Origin of the sequence: Candidatus Clostridium stratigraminis (assembly GCF_045310675.1) — a bacterium.
Taxonomy (GTDB): Bacteria; Bacillota; Clostridia; order Clostridiales; family Clostridiaceae; genus Clostridium_AT; species Clostridium_AT stratigraminis.
Genome location: NZ_JBJHZZ010000011.1, coordinates 41,643 through 63,863, shown reverse-complemented (window position 1 = coordinate 63,863; position 22,221 = coordinate 41,643). Strand labels below are relative to the sequence as shown.

Below are 22,221 nucleotides of genomic sequence, written 5' to 3'. Positions count from 1 at the left end.
TTATGTTTTAAATATTTTATTACCTTTAGTGAAAACATTGAATATTTCTAAAGCGACCTGTCAATAATTTAAGTTGAAGCAAAAAAACAAATGGCAGACATGCTGCCATTAGTATGATGTCATTATTGTTCCATTTGCTTTCCTAAAAAGGATGATGCGGTTTCGGCAAGTTTTATTTCTAGATCTCCAAGCTTTTCTCCTGGCTGCTTTGCTAGAATCACAACTGCCCCAATTGCATCACCTTCTGCTATTATAGGAGAAATTATCTCAGAGGTATATTTTCCTTCAGCTTCTTCATCACTATATAGTGGTATAACCTTTCCTGCTCCATCTCCAAGAAGAATAGTTTTCCTATCTTCCATAGCTTTTTCTAATTCATTGCTTATTTTCTTTTCAGCAAAATCCTTTTTGGGAGCACCGCTGGAGGATATAATAGCATCTTTGTCTGCTATAAGTACTATATTTCCAATGGATTGCTGCAGAGATTCAGCATATTCCTTAGCAAAATCACTAAGCTCTCCAATTGGAGAGTATTTTTTAAGTATTACTCCTCCTTCTCTATCAGTGAATATTTCAAGCGGGTCTCCTTCTCTTATCCTTAATGTTCTTCTTATTTCCTTTGGGATAACAACTCTTCCCAGATCATCGATTCTTCTTACTATACCAGTGGCCTTCATATATGTACCTCCTTATGCTAAATAATAGATTTATAAAATCTTTCTGTGCTATTATTATCTTTCCAATTGTCCAAATTTATACATATATAATTTCTATTAATATTTATTATTGGTAAATTTACTATCAAATTTATGGAATTAAAAAAGACGGCATCTAAGCCGTCTTTAACTATTATAGATTATTATCGTAATAGGTTATTTTTGCATCAGTTTTCCATTGAGTTATTGTATCAGAATATTTTTTGCTTTGAGCATCTGATAAAAGCTGCTTTTTAATGTCGTCCTTAACTGCATCTAGTTTCTTAACAGGATAAGTTTCATTTTTTATACATTTTATTATATGATAGCCAAATTGGGTTTTTACTGGTCCAGATATAGCTCCATCTTTTAGAGCAGTTGCAGCTGTCATAAAATCAGTGTCTAAGCCTGAATTAAGATAAGGTACTGTTCCTAAATCCCCGCCATTATCCTTTGAGCCAGTATCAGTTGAAACTGCTTTAGCTACAGCAGCAAAAGACTCGCCCTTGTTTAATCTATCCTTTACACTTTTTGCCTCAGCCTCTGTTGCTACAAGTATGTGTGCCACATGTATTTGATCAGGCTTTTCAGTAAATTGTAAGGGATTTGCAGCATAATAGTCACTTATAGCTTTATCATCTACAGTTACATCCTTTGTTATTGCAGCATAAACTTTATCCATTACAGCTATATCCCCTGCATAGGATATTAATTTTGGATCAGTGTATCCAGTAAAGCCTGATTGTTTAATTTGATCTTCAGTATAGGTTTTTTTAAGTTCGGCCATTTTATTATCTGTAAGAGTTTTCTTTTCTGCATCGTCCTTAGGAGCCACTTTAAGATCATTAGCTTTCTGCAAAAGAAGCTTTTCAATTATCATGTTGTCAAGCATTGTCTTCTCCTGCTGAACATATTCATCTTTATAAGAAGAATTTGATAAAAAATTATCTCCATACTGTGATTTAAATTGAGCAAGGACGGAAACCATTCTTTCATCTAAATCTCCCTTTGTAATCGTCACATTATTGAACTTTGCAACCGGACTCTTTTTTATTCCAGATTCTGTTTTAGTAACCATACTACAGCCTGCTGATGCCACTGCTATAACACCTATAAGGGCTGCTGCTACTGCTTTTCTAATGTTTTTCACTCTAATTCCCCCGCTCTTTTTATTAATAGATTCTGATACACATAGATTAATTTTAACACAATATTACTTTATTGCAACACTTGCTTTAATATTTTCCATAATTTGTATCAACTTTTGTATTATTTCTTCTTTCTTTACCTCCTTTAATTTATAGACCAAAATAGGCTTCTTATCTTTTTTAAAGGAAACATTCTTTTTATGATTATCCATAATAGCCTTAATAAGGCTATCAGTAATATAATCCTCACTATCAAATTTAAATAAAAATTCTTCATTTCTTTCTTTAATCTCTTCTATTCCAAGCTGTTTACCTATACTTCTTATATAAGCTATATTAATTAGGTTTACTACTGAGTCAGGAATATCCGAAAATCTATCTATTAACTCCTCTTCAATTTCTAGCCTATCATCTTCGGAATTTATTGCTGCTATCTTCTTATATACTTCAATCTTTTGCATCTCGTCACTAATATAAGTACTTGGTATATAGGCATCTACCTTAAGTTCCACTGTTGTTTCAATAGGTTCCTTTTCAATTTCTCCCTTAATAAGCTTAACCATATCCTCAAGCATTCTGCAGTAAAGATCATAACCTATTGCAGCCATGTGTCCATGCTGAGCAGAACCCATCATGTTTCCAGCTCCTCTAATTTCTAGGTCCTTCATTGCTATTTTAAAGCCAGAACCAAGCTCTGTAAATTCCTTAATTGCCTTAAGCCTCTTTTCAGCTACCTCAGTTAGTATTTTATCCTTTTTATAGGTTAAATAGGCATAAGCTATTCTATTAGAGCGGCCAACTCTTCCTCTTAACTGATATAACTGAGACAGCCCCATTTTATCAGCATCATTAATAATAATAGTATTTACATTAGGAATGTCCATTCCTGTTTCAATTATTGTAGTTGAAACTAAAATATCATACTCATTTTTTACAAAACCTATTATTACATTCTCAAGCTCTCTTTCACTCATCTGGCCATGACCAACTGCTACCCTGGCTTCAGGTACAAGCTTTTGAATATATGAAGCCATGTCTCTAATAGTTTCTACCCTGTTATAAACAAAATATACCTGCCCACCTCTGTTAATTTCCCTCATTATAGCATCTCTTATTAATTGGTCATTAAATTCTACAACATAGGTCTGTATAGGGTATCTTTCCTCTGGAGGTGTTTCAATAACACTTATATCTCGTACTCCAACTAAAGACATGTGAAGGGTTCTTGGAATAGGAGTTGCTGATAAGGTTAACACATCTATATTCTTTTTAAATTCTTTAAGTCTTTCTTTATGTGTAACTCCAAATCTTTGCTCCTCATCTACTATTAAAAGTCCTAAATCTTTAAATTGTATATCTTTTTGCAATAGCTTATGAGTACCTATCAGTACATCGATGCTGCCATCTTTAACTGCCTTAAGTGTACTTTTTTGCTTTGCAGGTGTTCTAAATCTGCTTATCATATCAACTTTAACAGGAAAATCAGAGAGCCTTTGTACTAAATTATTATAGTGCTGCTCTGCAAGTATAGTTGTAGGTACTAGAAATGCTACCTGTTTCCCATCCATAACTGCCTTGAAGGCTGCACGAACAGCTACTTCTGTCTTTCCATAACCTACGTCTCCGCAAAGAAGCCTATCCATAGGTTTATCATTTTCCATGTCCTTTTTAATGTCTTCTATGGTTGTTAATTGATCAGGTGTCTCATCGTAGGGAAACTCATCTTCAAATTGTTTTTGCCAAATAGTATCCTTTGTGAAACTGTGACCTTTTAAAGTTGCACGCATTGCATAGAGCTTAACTAAATCCTCTGCAATTTCTTCAATGGATCTTTTAACCTTAGTTTTAGCTTTTGCCCATTCACTTCCGCCTAATTTATTTATTTTAGGAGCCTTACCTTCTTGGCCAATGTACTTTTGTACAAGGTCTAACTGATCTACTGGCACATAAAGCATGTCTCCTGATTCATAGCTAAGCTGCAGATAGTCCTTCTTGTGTCCATTGAGTTCCAGTTGTTTTATACCTCTATATACTCCAATTCCATGATTCGTGTGAACAACATAATCCCCTACTTTTAGTTCTGTGAAGCTCTTTATTTTACCTACACCTTTTTTTAATTTCGATGCCTGCTTCCTTTTAGCCTCTCCAAATACTTCCTTATCTGAGATGACACAAATCTTTAAATCCGGATATTCAAAACCTCTTAGCTGGTTACCAAAGGTTATAGCCACTTGTCCATTGCTAATTTCATTTAATACATCACTATAGCTGCTTTCTATCCCTCTATCTCTTAAAGTTGTTACAAGTCTTTCTCCCCTTGGTCTTGTACCTGATAGTATTAAGGTTTTAAAGCCTCTTGCCTTTTTATCCTTTATGTCCTCAATTAATAAATCTAACTGTCCATGGTAATTGTGCAATGTTATTTGTTTAAAGCTTACAATAGCTCTAGGAGCAAGCATAGTGGTGGACTTTGGGATAGCACTTAAGGTAATTACATTACTACCATTAAGTCTTTCTAAAAGCTCATCTTTTTCTATAAGTAAATTAGCTTGACCAGGAAGGATACTTCCAAGGGATAAAAAATTTTTATAGTTTTCTTCGAATTCGAAATATACACTATCCAATTTGCCCTTACATCTTTGAGTATCATCAATGAAGATATATCCATCCTTAATAAAATCCAAAAGTGTAGAATTGCTGTTATAAAAATAAGGTAAAAAGCTGTCTATAGTTTCAAAGTTCCACTTCTCCTTTAAGGCTTCAAGATTATTTTTAATCGTAGAGTTTAATTTCTCTACAGCTTCCTTGTTCTTTTTTTGCTTTAAGGAGCTTAACATGGTATTTAAGTCATGTTCTATTGAGCTAACTGCAGCTTTAATGTTATCTCTTTCTAAAATCAGTTCTTTTGCAGGAAAAATCTCCATTTCCTTTACTTTTTCAATGCTTCTTTGTGATTCAGTGTTAAAACTTCTTATAGAATCTATTTCATCCCCAAATAACTCTATTCTATAGGGAATAATAGAGAGTGGAGAGAAGATATCCATTATACCTCCTCTTAGTGAAAATTGTCCTTTAGCTTCCACTACATCCATTCTTTCATAACCGCATTGTATAAGTTTTTCATTTAGCTCTTCTAAATTTATGGTATCTCCTACTTTAAACTTAAAAGTATATTCTTTATATAAATTATAGGGTATATATTTTTGTGCCAAAGATTCTATGGAGGCAACAATAACTTTCTTACCCTTTTTACTCATTTCTCTTAAAACTTTAAGCCTTTCCCATCTTAAATCACCAGAGATAGCATCAATATTATAAAACACTACCTCTTTAGTTGGAAAATAAAAGACATTAGGAAGATAAAGGTTTAAATCTTCATATATATTCTTAGCTTCCACATCATTATGAGTTAATATAAGCAGTGGTTTGTCTAATTCTTCATATACTCCATCTATTAAATAACTTCGTGCAGACTCAGAAAGCCCAAATACGCCAATTGGGTACCTGTGCTTTTCTATTGCATTAATTATTTCTTTAAATTCCCTACTGTCCTTTAAAGGCTGTATTAAGCCCTTTAAACGCATTGTAACACCTCGATATGAATTATGAATTGCGAAAGTTTTTCCTATGGGAAAACCTCATTATATGGAATTAGTAGTGTCAATTCCATTGTATTTGTTCATCGCCTCAGTTATCCCGTCACTGATAATCGTTACTGCAGCTAGAGCTGCATTTTGGAAAACCTTACTTAAAACTTCTCTTTCTTCCTTGGAGAAACTTCCTAAAACATGTCTAACCAAGTCCCCCTTAGGCTGCCCTACTCCAACTTTTACTCGAGGAAATATCTCTGAAGATAAATGCTGGATAATGTTCTTTATTCCATTATGTCCCCCTGCACTGCCATCTGGCCTAACTCGAAGTCTTCCTACCTCAAGACTTATATCGTCATATAAAACTATAATATTTTCCTTTGGAATTTTATAAAAATTAGAAGCTTCAATGACACTTTCACCGCTTAAGTTCATAAAAGTAGAGGGCTTTAAGAGGATTACTTTTTCTCCTGAAATACTTCCTTCACCAATGCTTCCTTTAAATTTTATCCTATTAATCTTTATATTATACTTCTCTGCCAATAAATCTATAACATCAAAGCCTACGTTATGCCTTGTATGACTATATTCTATACCGGGATTCCCGAGCCCAACTATTAAGTACATCTAAATACACCTCATTTATTTTGTGACATAGTATTATTTTACTCGAAAGCATAAAAATAATAAAGAGGCTAATAAAGCCCCTTATTTATTCTCTGAAAGTGTAACCTTAAATTGAAGCGTTTTCCCATTTCTCCAAATACTACAGTTAATTATGTCGCCTGTTTTATGATTCTTCAAGACCTTCATAAGATCATCTCCTGTAGTTATCTTAACCTTATCTATTTCTGTTATAATATCTGAAGGTCTAATTCCTGCCTTTCCAGCCCCCATATTAGGATCAACATCTTCAATATAGGCACCTGTAACCCCATTTTTTTGTTCTGGAACTGCATTGCTTACTATAATCCCTGCCTTGTTAATATCGCTGGGATTAACGGTTGGCTCAGTATTTGGAGTGACTTTTAAGTTTTCACCTTTCATAATTTTATCAACTACTGTTTTAGCTTCATTAATTGTTATAGCAAAGCCCATTCCTTCAACATTGGAGCTTGCACCTAGTTTTAAGCTGTTTATACCTATTATTTCACCGGCTTCATTACATAAGGCTCCACCGCTATTACCTGGATTAATAGCTGCATCTGTCTGAAATACTGTGTAATTAGTTGTTCTGCCAGTACTCTGATCTTGCACTTTAATTTTTCTGTTTACAGCACTTATTATCCCTGCTGTTACACTACCTGCAAATTCGTCTCCAAGAGGATTTCCGATGGCTACAGATACATCCCCTACCTTTACCTTAGAAGAATCTCCAAACCTTGCTACAGGAAGACCTTTAGCATCAATCTTTATAACTGCAATATCTCTATTTATATCTCCGCCAATATATTTTGCATCAAAAGTCCTATTTGAACTTACTAGCTTAACTGTAAGCTTTTCAGCCCCTTCAATTACATGATAATTAGTAACTATATAACCATTAGGATCAAATATTATTCCAGAACCGCTACCACTTGTTCTCTCTCCAAAAAAGGTTTCGTTTTTATTACTTATACCAACTACAGTTGGGCCAACTGCTTCTGCAACCTTGGTAATTGAATTCTTTGGAAGGTCTGCTGTAGGAGTATTTTGCTCTATCAGGGAAGGATTGTTGGTTACATAGTTTATGGGATAAGTTGAATACTTATAATTAATTAAATAAGCTGCTGTTACACCACCAGAAACTGATGCTATAAGTATAAAAGCTACACCTTTTAAAAAGTATTTTACCTTGCTGGTTTTGTTACTTCTAAACTTTATTTCAGCCCCATCATAATGATGCCCTTCATGACTTACCTGCTCCCAAGATGCGGTTTTGTAGCTCTTAGGCTCGTTGTTTTCCATCTAAGTCCCTCCGAATTCACATTCTCAATTATTATAACTTATTTAATTATATAAATATATCTTTACAAAGCTATGAACAATTTGTTATTTATTATTTAATCCTTTTTAGTGTAAAGGTAAAGGTAACGCCTTCTCCTTCTTTATTCTCAACCCAAATATCTTCTCCATGCTGGGTTAAGATATTTCTCACAATTGGAAGCCCAAGTCCTGTACTAACCTTTGAAGTCCTTGATTTGTCAGCCTTATAGAATCTATCCCATATATGTGATAAATCTTCCTTGGAAATTGTCGGTCCGTCATTAAATACTGAAATAAGTACTTTTTCACCTTTAATCTTTGTATATATGGATATGTTTCCGCCATCATTTACATACTTTATTGCATTGTCAAGTAGGTTAGTTATAACCTGAATTAACCTGTCTCTGTCCCCAGCTACATATTGATGCTCCTGATTAAAACATACATCAACCTTTAATTTCTTTTCTTTTATCCTAGTTTCAAATTTTATAACAGTAAGCCTTATTATTTCATTTATATCAAGTTCATTAATTCTCAGTTTAAATTGTCCTGCCTCAATAGCTGATAGATCCAGCAAATCATTTACAAGCCTAGTAAGTCTTTGAATTTCTTCATAGGCAATGGATAGATAATAATTTTCCTTATCCTTTGGTATTACGCCATCTAATATTCCGCTAATAAAACCCTTAATAGAAGTTATTGGCGATCTAATCTCATGAGATACATTTGAAATAAAATCCCGCCTTGCCTTTTCCACCTTCTCAAGGTTATCTGCCATAAAATTAAAGGATTCCGTTAGTTCACCAATTTCATCGTTTGAATTTAGTTTTACCCTTTTTTCAACATCACCCTTAGATATTTTTTTAGCCACAGAATTTATTTCTGCTAGAGGCCTAATAATTATTCTTTCAGAAAAGTAATAAATAATAAAGGATGAAATTATTATGGCAAAAACTGCAGTAATCCAGATAATTCTATAAACATCTTTTAAAGGATTATTTATTTCACTAAGAGGAGTTATCATAATTATTGCACCACAAAAGGCGTTATTTTCATCTAGTACAGGTATGGCATAAATATGGGATTGATTTGATATTATATTTTCAAAGGTACCTTGTCTTTCATAGACCTTTCCGGCTCTTAATTCATCAAGCCCGCTGGAAAGGACCTGCCTCCCTTTTAAATTATTAAATTTATCATCTGATACAGAATAAACATAGCCAATACTATCAACAAGCCATATATCAGCACTAGAATAACTGCTTAAAACTTTTAAGGCTTGCTTTCTATCATCTTCCGAATATCTTCCTGTATATTTTATATAGTCTATTGCAAATGGTTTTATCAATAAGGATTCCTTTTGAAGCTGATGTCTTCTTTGAGAAAAATAGTAATTTTGAAACCATACTGATAAAAAGGTAGCTATAATAATGAAGCTAAATGCTACAATCAAAAAATATGTAGCTATCATCTTAGAAAACAACCCTTTTCTTAATTTAAGCCCCATCTATTTCACCTCAAATTTATAACCTACTCCCCAAACAGTTTCTATCTGCCAATTAGTTCCTCCAGGTATTTTTTCTCTTAATCTTTTAACATGTACATCTACCGTTCTTGAATCACCGGGATAATCATAGCCCCACACCTCGCATAAAAGCTGTTCCCTAGTAAATACCCTGTTTTTATTATTGGAAAGATAATATAAAAGTTCAAACTCCTTTGGAGGCATTTTAATTTCCTGTCCATTATATATTACTGTATAGGAATTTATATCTATAACTAAATCATCGAAGCTTATAACCTCTTTGTTCACACTTTCCACATTGTATCTTCTAAGTACTGCCTTCACTCTTGCAAGGAGTTCCTTTGGTTCAAAGGGCTTCACTATATAATCATCAGCACCAAGTTCAAGTCCTAATACCTTGTCAAAAGTCTCTCCTTTTGCTGTAAGCATTACTACTGGTGTTTCGTTTTCTTTTCTAATCCACTTTAAAACATCTATTCCATCTATATGTGGAAGCATAATATCTAAAAGTACTAAATCCGGTCTATATTCTGAAAACGCATCTAAGGCATCCTTTCCATCATGACAAAGCCTAGTAGAATATCCTGCACTTTCTAGATACATTTTAATTACTTCACATATGTTTTCATCATCATCGACTATTAAAACTTTACCAATTGTTCCTTCCATAATACCCTCCTGTAGTTCTCTGTAGTACACAAGGATTATTAATCCTTGTGCCTCCTGTTATTCTCTGGGGCACGTAATGATTATTAATCATTATGCCTCCTGTATTCCTTTAATATGCTTCTTATTTATTAAAAATATATATTATTAAGTCTCACTATCTCCTCAATAATCATACATATAATTTATCACAAATTATATAATAATTTATAGAATATTTTAAAAAGTTACAAATAATTTACTAATAAGAAATAATTAACAAGTAAAAAAATAAAGAATGATAAATTATAGATGTCTTTCCCAAGGAAATCACCATTTATGGAATTACTATTTACTATAATTCCTTTCTAATTCATCATTCTTCATTTATTAATAATTATAAGTATTTTTTAATTAATTCAGTTAAACTATTGAAGCTTAAGCCTATTCTTCAAAAAGCTTACTTACTGGCATATCTTCATAAATTCTTTTTATTGCTTCAGCAAAGACTGAACCAACTGAAAGTATATTAAACTTAGATAATCTTCTGTGCTCAGGTAGATCATTAGTATTAAGCATTGTAAGTTCTTTTATTGCTGAAGCTTCAATTCTCTCTATTGCAGGTCCTGACAGAACTGAATGTGTACAGCAGGCATAAACTTCCTTAGCTCCCATATCCTTAAGTGCATTTGCAGCATTACAAATTGTTCCTGCAGTATCAATAACATCATCAATAAGAATAACATTTTTATCCTGTATATCTCCAATTACATTCATAATTTCGGAAACATTAGCCTTTGGTCTTCTCTTGTCAATTATAGCTATTGGTGCATGAAGCTTATCAGCAAATTTTCTAGCTCTTGTTACACTGCCTAAATCTGGAGATACAACAACGACATCATCTCTATCAGCAAAGCCTTTACTAATAAAATATTTTGAAAGTATAGGAGCTCCTAGAAGATGGTCTACCGGGATATTAAAATAACCTTGAATTTGAGGCGCATGTAAATCCATTGTCAGTATTCTATTTGCACCTGCTGCAGTTAATAAATCTGCTACTAGTTTTGCAGTAATTGGATCTCTTGCCTTAGCTTTTCTATCCTGTCTAGCATAGCCATAGTATGGAATAACAGCTGTAATTCTTCCTGCAGACGCTCTTTTAAAGGCATCTATCATTATTAATAATTCCATTAAATTGTCATTTACAGGAGCATTTGTTGATTGAATAACAAAAATATCAGCACCTCTTACAGTTTCGTTAATATCAACAGAAATTTCTCCGTCACTAAAAGTGCCAACATTTGCTGCTCCTACAGGTGCACCTAATATATCAGCTATTTCTTTTGCTAGCTTTGGATGAGAATTACCAGTAAAAATTTTTATACCTTTGCCATGGGTTATCATAAGTATCCTCCTTGTATTCCTTATTCTGCACTCAAGGATTTTTAATCCTTGAGCTCCTTATTTCGTACTCAATGTTTTCTTGTACTTACTTATCTATTTTTTTAGGCCCTTCTTTTCTACCCAGCCTTCTTTATTAACCTGCTTAGCTCTAGCTATGGCTAGTGCACCTTCAGGAACCTCTGTAGTAATTGTTGAACCAGCGGCAGTATAAGCATTGTCCTTTACTACCACAGGTGAAACTAAGTTTGTATTGCAGCCAATAAAAACATTATCTCCAATTATAGTCTTATATTTTTTCTTGCCATCATAGTTTACCACTACGGTACCACAACCAAAGTTACAGCCGCTTCCAACCTCAGCATCTCCAATATATGTAAGATGCGATACCTTTGTACTATCACCTATTGAAGACTTCTTAATTTCAACAAAGTCACCAATTCTTGCATGCTTTCCAATAATGCTTTCAGGCCTAATATAAGCAAAGGGCCCAACTGTTGTTCCTTCTCCAATTTGACTTTCAATTATTACAGAGCTTTGAATGGTTACTCCTGCTTCAATTTTACTATCAGAAATCCTTGAATTAGGATAAAGTATGCAGCTTTCTTTAATAGCTGTATTTCCTTCAAGTACATTTCCCGGATATATAATAGTATCTCTTCCTATTTCAACATCACTGCCTATATAGGTAGTATTAGGATCTATTATAGTAACTCCATTTTCCATATGCTTTTTATTAATTCTATTTCTTAATATAGTTTCTGCTTCTGCCAGCTCTATTCTGGAATTTATTCCTATGGTTTCTTCATAATCAATTACCATAGCTCCAACCTTATGACCTTCAGATTGTAAAATTTGAACTACATCAGTCAAATAGTATTCCCCTTGTGCGGTATTATTAGTAAGTTTATCTAAACTATTTAAAAGCGCCTCTATATCAAAGCAGTACATTCCTGCATTTATCTCTTTAACTTCGTATTCTTCTTCACTGCAATCCTTTGCCTCAACTATTTTAAGTACGTCACCTTTTGAATCCTTTATTACTCTTCCATAATGAGCAGGATTTTCAATAATAGAGGTTAATATAGCTCCTTTATAATTTCCCTCTTTATAAAATTTAAGTAAATTTCTAACTGTATCTTCAGTTATAAGAGGAGCATCACCAGTAAAAATTGCAACAACTCCAGTTTTGTTAGCTAAAAAATCTCTTGCACACATAACGGCATGACCAGTACCAAGCTGCTTAGCTTGTAATGAATAACTTACATTTCTATCTTCGGTACCATTCTTTACCTTATCTGCACCTTTACCAACAATCACATTTACTGATTCAATATCAGCTTTTCTCATTGTATCAATAACATGATTAACCATTTCCTTGCCGCACACCTTGTGCAGCACCTTTGGTGTATCCGATTTCATTCTCTTTCCTTCACCAGCAGCTAATATGGCAGCACATTTAAACATAATACCCTCCTGCAGTTCTCTGTGGCACACAAGCATTATTAACCCTTGTGCCTCCGACCTTTTTTTAAAAAACGCCCCTTTTATTATATTTTATACATCATCAATTTGCAACCTTACAGAATAATTTGTCGAAAATAAAAAAGAGCCCTAAAAGCTCCTTTTTAATTTATTGCTCTTCAGCAACTGTGATTTCATCATTTTTAACCTTTTCATACTCAGCAAGAATTGACTCTTGAATCTTTTCTCTAGTCTGAGTATTAATTGGGTGAGCTATATCCTTGAACTCTCCATCTGGAGTTTTTCTACTAGGCATAGCAATAAAAAGACCATTTTGTCCTTCAATAACCTTAATATCATGAACAACAAATTCATTATCAAAGGTTACAGAGACAATTGCCTTCATTTTACCCTCAGTTGCCACTTTTCTTACTCTTACATCTGTAATTTGCATATAAAACCACCTCCACGATGCTTATACATTTATATTCAACACATTTTCATTTTTTCCTTCTAATTTTTCAAAATATTTAATATTTTTTTAAAAATTTTCCTATTGAAAATACTTTGACGGATAAATTACTGCAGTATCTTCTTCATTTATTCCTGCAAATTCTACTATTGATATATAGTCTTCAACAAGCTTCTCTGAGATTTCAATGTCTTCAATAAGTACTCCGATACCAATTACTATACTGTCAAACTCTTTGAGTAAGTTAATAATGCCTCGTGCAGTTCCCCCAGCTTTCATAAAGTCATCAATAAAGACACACTTACTGCCATTTCTAAGGGCCTTCCTAGACAGTGACATAGTCTGAATTCTTTTGCTAGAACCAGTAACATAATTAATACTCACTGTAGTTCCTTCAGTAACCTTATTATCTCTTCTTACAATTACAAGCTGAACTCCTAAAAGCTTTGCTACTTCATAGGCAAGGGGTATACCCTTGGTTTCAACAGTAACCACATAATCCACTTCTTTATTAATAAAAGTAGAAGCAAGCAAAATCCCAGCCTTTTTTATTATTTCTGGATTATACATAATATCAGTCATATAAATGTAGTTGCCTGGTATTATTCTGTGCTCTTCGCTTAAAATCTGGCAAAGGAAACTTACAAACTCTCCTCTTTCCATCTTAGACATACCGCAGATATATCTTACTCCCCCTGCAGCACCAAGTGTTGTTTCAACCCTGCCCATACCAAGCTTAATAAAGGTATCCTTAATCACTAGAATATCTTCACTAATAGTAGATTTTGCAGCGTTAAATTTTTCAGTAAAAGTATTTAAATTAATAACTTTGTTTGGATTTTCAATAAGCTGTTTCATGATGCCAGTAATTCTTTGATTTCTGCTGTATTTTTCCATATAATCACCCATAAATTAGATTTCCGAACTATTCCTTTAAAAATTTTCTTATTATTCATATTTTATTCTTTTTATTAATTAATATCAAGAAGAATCAAATCTTAGTGATAGAAGGGTGTTTCTTTTTAATTTTTTTGTATATAATTATATATGATTGTTATTTAATTGAGGAGATGGTATTTTGTCTTTCGACTTTTTAAGAGATAACCATAAAAAAATACATTTTATAGGTATTGGCGGAATTAGTATGAGCGGTCTTGCAGAAATTTTACTAGAAAATAATTACAAGGTATCCGGCTCAGACATGAAAGCTTCTTCTATTACAGATAAACTTGTAAAACAAGGGGCTTGCTTTTATCTTGGTCATGATGGCAAAAATATAAATGATGCTGATCTAGTTGTATACACTGCTGCAGTTTCAGAAAGTAACCCTGAACTTCAGAAGGCAAGGACTTTAAAGCTGCCTATTATGGATAGAGCAGAATTTCTTGGAGAAATAATGAAAGGCCATAAGTACAATATTGCTATTTCAGGTACTCATGGTAAAACTACAACTACCTCCATGGTTTCACATATATTTTTGCATGCAAATTTAGATCCAACAATTTTAGTTGGCGGAGAATTAGATATTATTGATGGTAATGTTAAAGCTGGGAAAAGTGAGTATTTTATAACTGAAGCTTGTGAATACAAGGCTTCTTTCTTAAAATTCTTTCCCTATGTTGGTGTTATATTAAATGTAGATGCGGATCATTTAGATTTTTACAAAGACATAGATCATATACAAGAAACTTTTATGAAATTTACTAAGCTTATTCCTGAGGACGGCTATTTAGTTGCATATGCAGAAGATGAAAAACTAAAACCTATTATTGAAGCATCTACCAGCAGCGTGCTTACTTATGGAATAAATTCAGGTGACATAACTGCAAAAAACATTAGCTACAATGATAGAGGCTGTGCCTCCTTTGATGTTTTTAAAGATAGTGAGAAACTATTTTCTGTTAGTTTAAATGTTCCAGGAAAGCATAATATTTTAAACAGCTTAGCTAGTATATGTACAGCATTAAGTCTTCATGTACCTTATGAACATATAATAGAAGGTCTAGCAGGTTATTTTGGAACTCATAGGAGATTTGAGCTAAAGGGAATTAGAGATGGTATTACTGTAATAGATGATTATGCACATCACCCTACAGAAATAAAGGCAGTTTTAGAAGCTTCAATAAACTATCCCCATAAAAGGGTACTATGTGTTTTTCAACCCCATACCTATTCACGAACGCTTACCCTATTTAATGACTTTGTACACTGCTTTAATAATGCTGATGAAGTTATTTTGGCAGATATTTATGCAGCAAGGGAACAGTTTACAAATACAGTAAGTTCCGATATGCTTGGAGACAAAATCCGTGAACTAGGACAAAACTGCAGGAATTTACACAGCTTTGAAGAAATAGTAAACTATTTAAAGGCTTTCGCTGAAGATGGAGATCTAATACTTACAGTCGGGGCTGGAGATGTATATAGAGTAGGAGAAATGTACTTAAATAATCCTTCATAACTTTTTAATACAACACGATGAACTTTACGTTGAAAGGCGAGGAATCCTATGATTAATACTATACTATTTGACTTAGACGGTACACTGCTTCCAATGGATGCAAAAAGCTTTGAAAAAATATATTTTGAATAAATGGCAGGCTATTTAGGAGATTTGTTAACCCCTAAAGAACTAATTACTAATGTCTGGGCATCAACAAATGAGATGATTAATAATCTTGATTATAAAACTAATGAATCAGTTTTTATGGAGAACTTTAAAAATAGAATTAATGGAGATTTAGATGTATATAAAGACCGATTTGATAAATTTTATGATTCTGAATTTTTAAAAGCAAAAGCTGCAGTTCATGAAAATGAATTTATGAAGAAAAGTGTTAATTTGTTAAAGGAAAAGGGTTATAAAATCGTTATTGCTACTAACCCTCTCTTCCCACTAAAGGCTATACATCACAGAATTCGTTGGGCAGGCTTCGAGCCTTCCGACTTTGAGTATATATCTCATTATGAAAAAAATCATTATTGCAAGCCTCAAACAAAGTATTATGAAGAAATTCTTAATGATTTAGATAAAGAACCTGAGGAGTGCATGATGGTAGGTAATGACGTAGAGGAGGATTTGATTTCCGGAAAACTTGGGCTAAAAACCTATTTAATTAAGGATCACATACTCCATAGAAGTATGGAAGAAATCGTAACAGATTATGAAGGCTATTATGAAGACTTTTATAATTTTGTTAAAAAACTTCCATCCATAATTTAATTATAATTTTATTTTTTTGAAATTAGCATAAAAAAATATAAATATATTTTAAAAAATGAACAGATGAATAGAAAGCTCGCTATCCATCTGTTCATTTTAATTTTTTGATAATAAATTTAAAATATAAAGGTTAGTCTTTCTATTTATCAAGGATAAAAGGTACTGTTACCACTGCTATATGTCTGTCTTTTAAAAGCTCATGTCTTAAAAATGATCCCGTTTGATTATGAAAAATATTTTCCCACCAATGTCTCACTATAAACTTTGATATAACAACAGTTATTATATCTCCAGGCTTACTTTCATGTTCTTGAGATTCCACATATTTTATTAGCGTATTTATTACATCACGATAGGGGGAATATTTCACAACTAATTTTATTGAAATATTGTACTCCTTCCACTTTTCCTGAAGCTTCTTTGCCTCTTCCATATCTGTTGTTACATGAAGCGCAACAATTCTTCTTTCATCACATAAATGTTTTGCATAACATAAAGACTTAAAAGAAGCTCTATTTAAGGATTCTAAGGGGACAATTACAAACTCTTTAACCTCAATAGCCTCATTTGCTTTTGCTAAGCGCTCTTTAGTTAATGCAAGTTCAGTAGCTATATTTTTATAATGTCTCCTTACTAATTTCATAAGAATAACAAAGGTTGGTATTAATATTACAATAATCCAGGCTCCATGTATAAATTTAGTAGCCCCTATACTAATAACAGTAACGAAAGTAACTATGGCACCTATTCCATTTATGACAGCCTTATGTTTCCAGCCACTGCTTTTAAGCCTTATCCATCTTACAAACATACCAGTTTGAGATAATGTGAAGGAAATAAAAACTCCAACAGCATAAAGAGGCATTAATGAATGAGTGTCACCCTTAAAGATTATTATTAATATTACTGCTAATGTTCCAAGCAGCATTATACCATTAGTAAAGGATAGCCTTGAACCTCTCTTAGTAAATTGTCTTGGAAGATATTTATCCCTTGATATTATGGATAATAACAGCGGTAAATCACTAAAAGCCGTATTGGCAGCCATTACCAATATTAACATTGTTGTTACTTGAACAGCATAGTACATAAAGGTCTCACCAAAAACCTGCTTGGCTATTTGAGATATAACAGTTACATCTTTAGTTGGTACTGCATGATAAGCTGTAGCAAGTAAAGATGTACCTCCAAATATAAATAATACTATGGTTGCAAGTAAAATTAATGTTATCTTTGCATTTTTCTGAGCAGGCTCTCTAAAGTTTGGAATACCATTACTTACTGCTTCAACACCAGTTAGTGCCGTACAACCACTGGAAAATGCTCTTAACAATAATAGTAAGGTTATACTTTCAGTACCCGCAGGTACTTGAACAGGTGTAGTTGGCATAATTTTCAGTATATAAACCTTAAAAAAGCCATATAAAATCATACTTATCATTGAAATAATAAATAAATAAGTAGGAAATCCAAATATTCTTGAAGACTCTTTCAGCCCTCTTAAATTTCCAACGGTCATGAAAATAACAATGGCCACACTAATTAATACACTATAGGGAATTAAGCTAGGAATTGCTGAAGTTATTGCAGCAGTTCCTGCTGTAATACTTACAGCAACAGTTAGTATATAGTCGATTAAAAGTGAAGCTCCTGCTGTTAATCCAAAATTATCTCCTAGATTGTCCTTGGCAACTATATATGAGCCTCCACCATTTGGGTAGGAATCAATAGTTTGTCTATATGAAAAAACTAAAATAACTAGTAATCCAACGATACATAAAGCTATATAGAACATTTGCTTAAAAGCTAATAAACCAATTGCTGGAACTAAAACCCAAAGTATTTCTTCACCTGCATAGGCAACAGATGAAATAGCGTCACTAGATAATATTGGAAGCCCCCACAGTACATTAAACTTTTCACCAGTGAGCTCCTCGTTCTTAAGCGGCCTTCCAATTAAAAGTTTTTTTAAATTCCTAAACAAAACATATTCCCCCTTGAAATTACCTTACTTCTATTAAAATATTTAAATGACAAATTATCTTGTGTTTTAAATGTTTAAAATGTAATATTATTTTAACCACTAAGCAATTATACTATGCTTTATAAATAAAGCTAAGTCTTCCAAAATTCAGTAATAAAAATTATCCTATTTACTATAGGTAATTATATTAAACTATCATTGATTAGCTTATCCATAATAATTATTTTAAGGTTTTACTATAAGAATTAAATTAAGAAAATCATTTTATTGAAGAGGAATATTATGTTTAAGACATTAAAATCTAAATTTACAACAATCTATATAATTTTAGTAATAATTATTGGTGTAATTGGTTGTTTTTCCACGTTTAACAACTATATTTTAGGCAAACAAATTAATGGTCTAATGGTTAGAAATTATAAAAGTATAAAGGCAATAAACAATATGTACCAAACTCTTGAAGAACAAAATAATGCTATTCTTACTTATATGGATGGTAATCATGAGAAAGGTATTCAAGCTTTTCATTTAAATGAAATAAAATTTAGTGAATATTACAAGGTTGAAGCTAATAATATAACTGAACCAGGAGAAAAAGAACTGGTTAACGAGCTTTCTCTTACTTATGAAAAATACTTAACATACTTTTCAAAGCTTCAGGAAATTGACGGTGGAGAGGGCTTAAATTCAGCAGTTAATTACAACGAATCAAACATTATTCCAACCTTTGATAACATAAAAAAAATATTATCTAAGATTTCAATGCTAAATGAAGAAGATATGTTTAGCAGCAAAGATAAAGTTACAAGTTATTCTATAAAGTCCATGTATATTTTCCTTATAATATCAACTATTTCTGTAATTATTGGTTTTTTACTTTCCATGGTATCCATTAAAAAAATTTTGAAACCTCTATATTCCTTAAGGGATACTATAAAAGCAGTGAAAGCCGGAGATTTATACAAACAAGCTCCCATTATTTCTAATGATGAGGTAGGGGAATTAACTATAGAATTTAACAATATGACAAAGAGACTTCTTTTATTTGAGCAGAGTACCCTAGGCCAGCTTTTATCTGAAAAAAATAAGTCTATAACTATTGTAAAAAGTATAGCGGACCCATTAATTGTTCTTGATACAGATTATAGAATTATTCTTTTGAATAATGCCTGTGAAAGTGTTTTTAACCTTAAGGAAACTGAGGTTTTAAACAAATACTTTTTTGAAGTTATAAATAACGTAGATTTATATGATTGTATTAAAAGTATCCATGATTCCTTAGATAAAGATATAGAGAAAAAGATAATATATTTTAATATTAATAGTAAAGATTACTACTATAATTTAATTGTGAGTAAACTAAAAGATCCTTTAGACAAAACTACTGGTCTAGTAGTATTGCTCCAGAATGTTACTCAACTAAAAGAAATTGAAAAAATAAAATCTGATTTTATAGCAACTATTTCTCATGAATTTAAAACGCCACTTACTTCAATAACCATTGGTACTAATTTATTAACTAATGAATTAGTTGGAGTGTTAAATTCAAAGCAAAAGGAAATTATATCTACAATTACTGAGGATAGTGAGAGATTACTTTCTCTCGTAAATAATTTGCTTAATTTATCAAAAATAGAATCAAGCAGAGCCATCTATGATATTAAGTCCTATTCGGTAGTAGAAGTTATAGAAAATAGTGTTAAGTTATTTAGAGAGCAAGCTAGGAAAAAGGAAGTTTTTCTTCACTTTGAATTAGAAGATAATCTTCCAAAAGTCAAGGTTGATTTAGAAAAATCAACTTGGGTATTAAATAATTTGATATCAAATGCGTTAAGATATACTTCCTTGGGCGACGAAATACAAATTGATGCTTTTGTAAACCAGGATAAAATGTGTATATCAGTTACTGATACCGGAGTAGGAATTCCAAATAACTATCAAGATAAAATATTTGACAAATTTGTGCAGGTACCAAATGAGGAATCTGAATCTAATGGGTCAGGTCTTGGACTTTCAATAGCAAAAGAAATTGTTGAATCCCTAGGAGGGGAAATATGGTGCGAAAGCACCCATGGTCTTGGAAGTACCTTTACATTTACTATTCCTCTTGCTAATAATTAATTGATTGACGTTAAACTTACCAAAACGTAACCCGAAAGGATGAGAAATAAATGAAAAAAATACTCATTGTTGATGATACAAAAAATATACGGACATTACTGACTACCTGTTTGGAGCTATATGGTTATACACCAATAGTTGCAAAAAACGGTTATGAAGCACTTGAAATTTTTAGAACAGAAAATATAGATATGGCCTTTATTGATATAAAAATGCCCGAGATTAGCGGTACAGAGGTCTTAAGGCAAATTAGATCAATGAATATAAATATTCCTATAATAATCATGACTGCTTTTGCTACCGTTAAAAATGCAGTAGAATGTACTAAGCTAGGTGCAGTTGCATATCTTCAAAAGCCCTTTACAGCTGATAAAGTAAAGACCCTGCTCCATGAAATAGAATTAACCACATTTCCAATGCAAGATAATATTGCACAGCTAATAAAACTAGCTGAAAAATCAATAAGCAATTCTGAATTAGATGAGGCACTAAATCTTCTAAAGAAAGCCTTAGCTATAGATATTGAATGCAGTGACATATACAGTCTCATCGCTAGAGTTTATGAATTAAAAGGGGATACTAAAGAGGCGGAATTATTTTATAATATGGCTAAGCAATTCAAGTAATTATAGCTTATAAAACAGTAATTACTACATATTTCCATGTTCAAGCTTTACAAAAGTATGTTATAGTTTTATAGTATAGATAGTAAACAAAAAAATAATGTTTCTTGCACATAATGTGCATCATACAAAATATATCCATCTGATGGATTGTTATAACATAATTTTAATACATAGCTGGAGGAATGGTATGAATAAACTTATGAAGTATGTTTCAGTTGTTACCACAGTAACTGTAATTTCTATTAGTACTAATGTACTAGCAGATCCTTTATCATCTCAACTACAGAATCAGAAAAGTCAACTACAGCAAGATCAGCAAGCACTAAAAAATGCACAATCTAATTCACAGGATTTAGAAATAAAACTTGAAAAATTAGATAATCAAATTGAAGGTGTTATGTCACAGATAAGTGATAATAGAAAGCAGATTAACATTACTGAACAGAATATTGCACAAGCAGAAAAAGATCTTCAAAAGGCTGAAGATGATACAAAGGCTGAAAAGGATTTATTTGGTCAAAGAATGAGAGCCATGTATATTAATGGTTCTGATGGATATCTTGATATTATCTTATCCTCTAAGGGCTTTAGTGACTTATTATCTAATGTAGAAGCAGTAACCAAAATCATTGAATATGATAACAAAATAATAGCGGACTTAAAAGCAAAGCAAGAAGAAATAAATAAAAAGAAAGATGCATTAGATGTTCAAAACACAAAACTTTTAGCTTTAAAGGCAGATAATGAAAAAAAACTTGATCAGCTTAATTCTGATAAAGCTGATCAAAGCAAATTAGTTGTACAAGCTAAAGCTCAGGAGAAAATATATTCTTCTAAAGTATCTGCTACTCAAGCTGCATTAAATGAAACTATGAACCAAATTAAAGCTATAAGAAGTACAGTGCCTAAATATACTCCTTCAAGAGGTGCTGTTCCAATTTCTAGTAATGCTGTTATTGCATATGCCTCTAATTTTTTAGGTACACCTTATTTGTGGGGTGGAACGACTCCAGCAGGTTTTGATTGTTCCGGTTTTACTCAATATGTGTACAGACATTTTGGTGTAACAATTGGTAGGACAACCTATGATCAAATAAATAATGGCTATGCTGTATCTAGAGATGCTCTCCAGCCAGGAGACTTAATATTCTTCGGCAGCAGCGGTAATCCAACTCATGTTGGTATATATGTTGGAAATGGTGTTTACATTAATGCACCACATACTGGGGATGTAGTTAAAATAGCTTCTATAAATAGATCTGATTATTTAACTGCACGAAGAGTAATGTAATTTATAAAAAAATTTTGATTTAAACTTCAATAAAAAAAATATGCTGTTTAAGCATATTTTTTTATTTTCCC

At 32.3% G+C, this 22,221-nt stretch carries 17 protein-coding genes; 5 read left to right on the top strand and 12 right to left on the bottom strand.

Annotation, left to right across the window (positions count from 1 at the left end; translation table 11 throughout):
- Nucleotides 1-122 precede the first annotated feature (122 nt).
- The 11 genes from spoVT to purR all read right to left on the bottom strand — a co-directional run bounded on the left by spoVT (nucleotide 123) and on the right by purR (nucleotide 13,802).
- Nucleotides 123-677, bottom strand: coding sequence for a stage V sporulation protein T (gene spoVT / locus ACJDUG_RS13625; protein ID WP_406770433.1), 555 nt, complete (start codon nucleotides 675-677; stop codon nucleotides 123-125).
- A gap of 172 nt (nucleotides 678-849) precedes the next feature.
- Nucleotides 850-1,845, bottom strand: coding sequence for a peptidylprolyl isomerase (locus ACJDUG_RS13620; protein WP_406770432.1), 996 nt, complete (start codon nucleotides 1,843-1,845; stop codon nucleotides 850-852).
- 63 nt (nucleotides 1,846-1,908) lie between these two features.
- Nucleotides 1,909-5,427 carry a transcription-repair coupling factor gene (gene mfd / locus ACJDUG_RS13615; protein ID WP_406770431.1) on the bottom strand — a complete coding sequence of 1,173 codons (3,519 nt, stop codon included), beginning with the start codon at nucleotides 5,425-5,427 and terminating at the stop codon, nucleotides 1,909-1,911.
- 57 nt (nucleotides 5,428-5,484) lie between these two features.
- On the bottom strand, nucleotides 5,485-6,060 hold the full coding sequence (gene pth, locus ACJDUG_RS13610) for an aminoacyl-tRNA hydrolase (protein ID WP_406770429.1): 576 nt from the start codon (nucleotides 6,058-6,060) through the stop codon (nucleotides 5,485-5,487).
- A gap of 81 nt (nucleotides 6,061-6,141) precedes the next feature.
- Nucleotides 6,142-7,380, bottom strand: a complete 1,239-nt coding sequence (locus ACJDUG_RS13605) for a S1C family serine protease (protein WP_406770428.1) — start codon at nucleotides 7,378-7,380, stop codon at nucleotides 6,142-6,144.
- 91 nt (nucleotides 7,381-7,471) lie between these two features.
- Nucleotides 7,472-8,905, bottom strand: coding sequence for an ATP-binding protein (locus ACJDUG_RS13600; RefSeq protein WP_406770427.1), 1,434 nt, complete (start codon nucleotides 8,903-8,905; stop codon nucleotides 7,472-7,474).
- Nucleotides 8,906-9,592, bottom strand: a complete 687-nt coding sequence (locus tag ACJDUG_RS13595) for a response regulator (RefSeq protein ID WP_406770425.1) — start codon at nucleotides 9,590-9,592, stop codon at nucleotides 8,906-8,908.
- Between the two features lie 420 nt (nucleotides 9,593-10,012).
- Entirely contained in the window at nucleotides 10,013-10,972 is a 960-nt protein-coding gene (locus ACJDUG_RS13590; RefSeq protein ID WP_406770424.1) for a ribose-phosphate pyrophosphokinase, read from the bottom strand.
- 93 nt (nucleotides 10,973-11,065) lie between these two features.
- Nucleotides 11,066-12,436 (bottom strand): bifunctional UDP-N-acetylglucosamine diphosphorylase/glucosamine-1-phosphate N-acetyltransferase GlmU, encoded by a 1,371-nt coding sequence (glmU, locus tag ACJDUG_RS13585; protein ID WP_406770423.1) that lies wholly within the window; start codon nucleotides 12,434-12,436, stop codon nucleotides 11,066-11,068.
- 166 nt (nucleotides 12,437-12,602) lie between these two features.
- Nucleotides 12,603-12,887 (bottom strand): septation regulator SpoVG, encoded by a 285-nt coding sequence (gene spoVG, locus ACJDUG_RS13580; protein ID WP_406766161.1) that lies wholly within the window; start codon nucleotides 12,885-12,887, stop codon nucleotides 12,603-12,605.
- Nucleotides 12,888-12,986: 99 nt separating this feature from the next.
- Nucleotides 12,987-13,802 carry a pur operon repressor gene (gene purR, locus ACJDUG_RS13575; RefSeq protein WP_406770465.1) on the bottom strand — a complete coding sequence of 272 codons (816 nt, stop codon included), beginning with the start codon at nucleotides 13,800-13,802 and terminating at the stop codon, nucleotides 12,987-12,989.
- A 181-nt stretch (nucleotides 13,803-13,983) separates the two neighbouring features.
- On the opposite strand from purR, the gene murC reads away from it, so the two are divergent.
- On the top strand, nucleotides 13,984-15,366 hold the full coding sequence (murC, locus tag ACJDUG_RS13570) for a UDP-N-acetylmuramate--L-alanine ligase (RefSeq protein ID WP_406770422.1): 1,383 nt from the start codon (nucleotides 13,984-13,986) through the stop codon (nucleotides 15,364-15,366).
- A gap of 132 nt (nucleotides 15,367-15,498) precedes the next feature.
- A complete protein-coding gene (locus tag ACJDUG_RS13565) occupies nucleotides 15,499-16,128 on the top strand; it encodes an HAD family hydrolase (RefSeq protein WP_406770420.1) in 630 nt (209 codons plus the stop codon).
- A gap of 139 nt (nucleotides 16,129-16,267) precedes the next feature.
- Here ACJDUG_RS13565 and ACJDUG_RS13560 read toward each other — a convergent pair whose 3' ends face one another.
- Nucleotides 16,268-18,112, bottom strand: coding sequence for an APC family permease (locus tag ACJDUG_RS13560; RefSeq protein WP_406770419.1), 1,845 nt, complete (start codon nucleotides 18,110-18,112; stop codon nucleotides 16,268-16,270).
- Nucleotides 18,113-18,394: 282 nt separating this feature from the next.
- Between ACJDUG_RS13560 and ACJDUG_RS13555 the strand changes: the two genes are divergently transcribed.
- The 3 genes from ACJDUG_RS13555 to ACJDUG_RS13545 all read left to right on the top strand — a co-directional run bounded on the left by ACJDUG_RS13555 (nucleotide 18,395) and on the right by ACJDUG_RS13545 (nucleotide 22,150).
- Nucleotides 18,395-20,233: a sensor histidine kinase gene (locus ACJDUG_RS13555; RefSeq protein WP_406770418.1), complete on the top strand. Its 1,839-nt coding sequence runs from the start codon at nucleotides 18,395-18,397 to the stop codon at nucleotides 20,231-20,233.
- Nucleotides 20,234-20,283: 50 nt separating this feature from the next.
- A complete protein-coding gene (locus ACJDUG_RS13550; RefSeq protein WP_406770417.1) occupies nucleotides 20,284-20,859 on the top strand; it encodes a response regulator in 576 nt (191 codons plus the stop codon).
- 187 nt (nucleotides 20,860-21,046) lie between these two features.
- A complete protein-coding gene (locus ACJDUG_RS13545; RefSeq protein ID WP_406770416.1) occupies nucleotides 21,047-22,150 on the top strand; it encodes a C40 family peptidase in 1,104 nt (367 codons plus the stop codon).
- Nucleotides 22,151-22,221 lie beyond the last annotated feature (71 nt).

Coding starts and splice junctions, on each gene's coding strand:
- spoVT (WP_406770433.1), bottom strand. CDS start 677: ATGAAGGCCACTGGTATAGTAAGAAGAATCGATGATCTGGGAAGAGTT.
- mfd (WP_406770431.1), bottom strand. CDS start 5,427: ATGCGTTTAAAGGGCTTAATACAGCCTTTAAAGGACAGTAGGGAATTT.
- pth (WP_406770429.1), bottom strand. CDS start 6,060: ATGTACTTAATAGTTGGGCTCGGGAATCCCGGTATAGAATATAGTCAT.
- ACJDUG_RS13605 (WP_406770428.1), bottom strand. CDS start 7,380: ATGGAAAACAACGAGCCTAAGAGCTACAAAACCGCATCTTGGGAGCAG.
- ACJDUG_RS13600 (WP_406770427.1), bottom strand. CDS start 8,905: ATGGGGCTTAAATTAAGAAAAGGGTTGTTTTCTAAGATGATAGCTACA.
- ACJDUG_RS13595 (WP_406770425.1), bottom strand. CDS start 9,592: ATGGAAGGAACAATTGGTAAAGTTTTAATAGTCGATGATGATGAAAAC.
- ACJDUG_RS13590 (WP_406770424.1), bottom strand. CDS start 10,972: ATGATAACCCATGGCAAAGGTATAAAAATTTTTACTGGTAATTCTCAT.
- glmU (WP_406770423.1), bottom strand. CDS start 12,436: ATGTTTAAATGTGCTGCCATATTAGCTGCTGGTGAAGGAAAGAGAATG.
- spoVG (WP_406766161.1), bottom strand. CDS start 12,887: ATGCAAATTACAGATGTAAGAGTAAGAAAAGTGGCAACTGAGGGTAAA.
- purR (WP_406770465.1), bottom strand. CDS start 13,802: ATGGAAAAATACAGCAGAAATCAAAGAATTACTGGCATCATGAAACAG.
- ACJDUG_RS13565 (WP_406770420.1), top strand. CDS start 15,499: ATGGCAGGCTATTTAGGAGATTTGTTAACCCCTAAAGAACTAATTACT.
- ACJDUG_RS13555 (WP_406770418.1), top strand. CDS start 18,395: ATGTTTAAGACATTAAAATCTAAATTTACAACAATCTATATAATTTTA.
- ACJDUG_RS13550 (WP_406770417.1), top strand. CDS start 20,284: ATGAAAAAAATACTCATTGTTGATGATACAAAAAATATACGGACATTA.
- ACJDUG_RS13545 (WP_406770416.1), top strand. CDS start 21,047: ATGAATAAACTTATGAAGTATGTTTCAGTTGTTACCACAGTAACTGTA.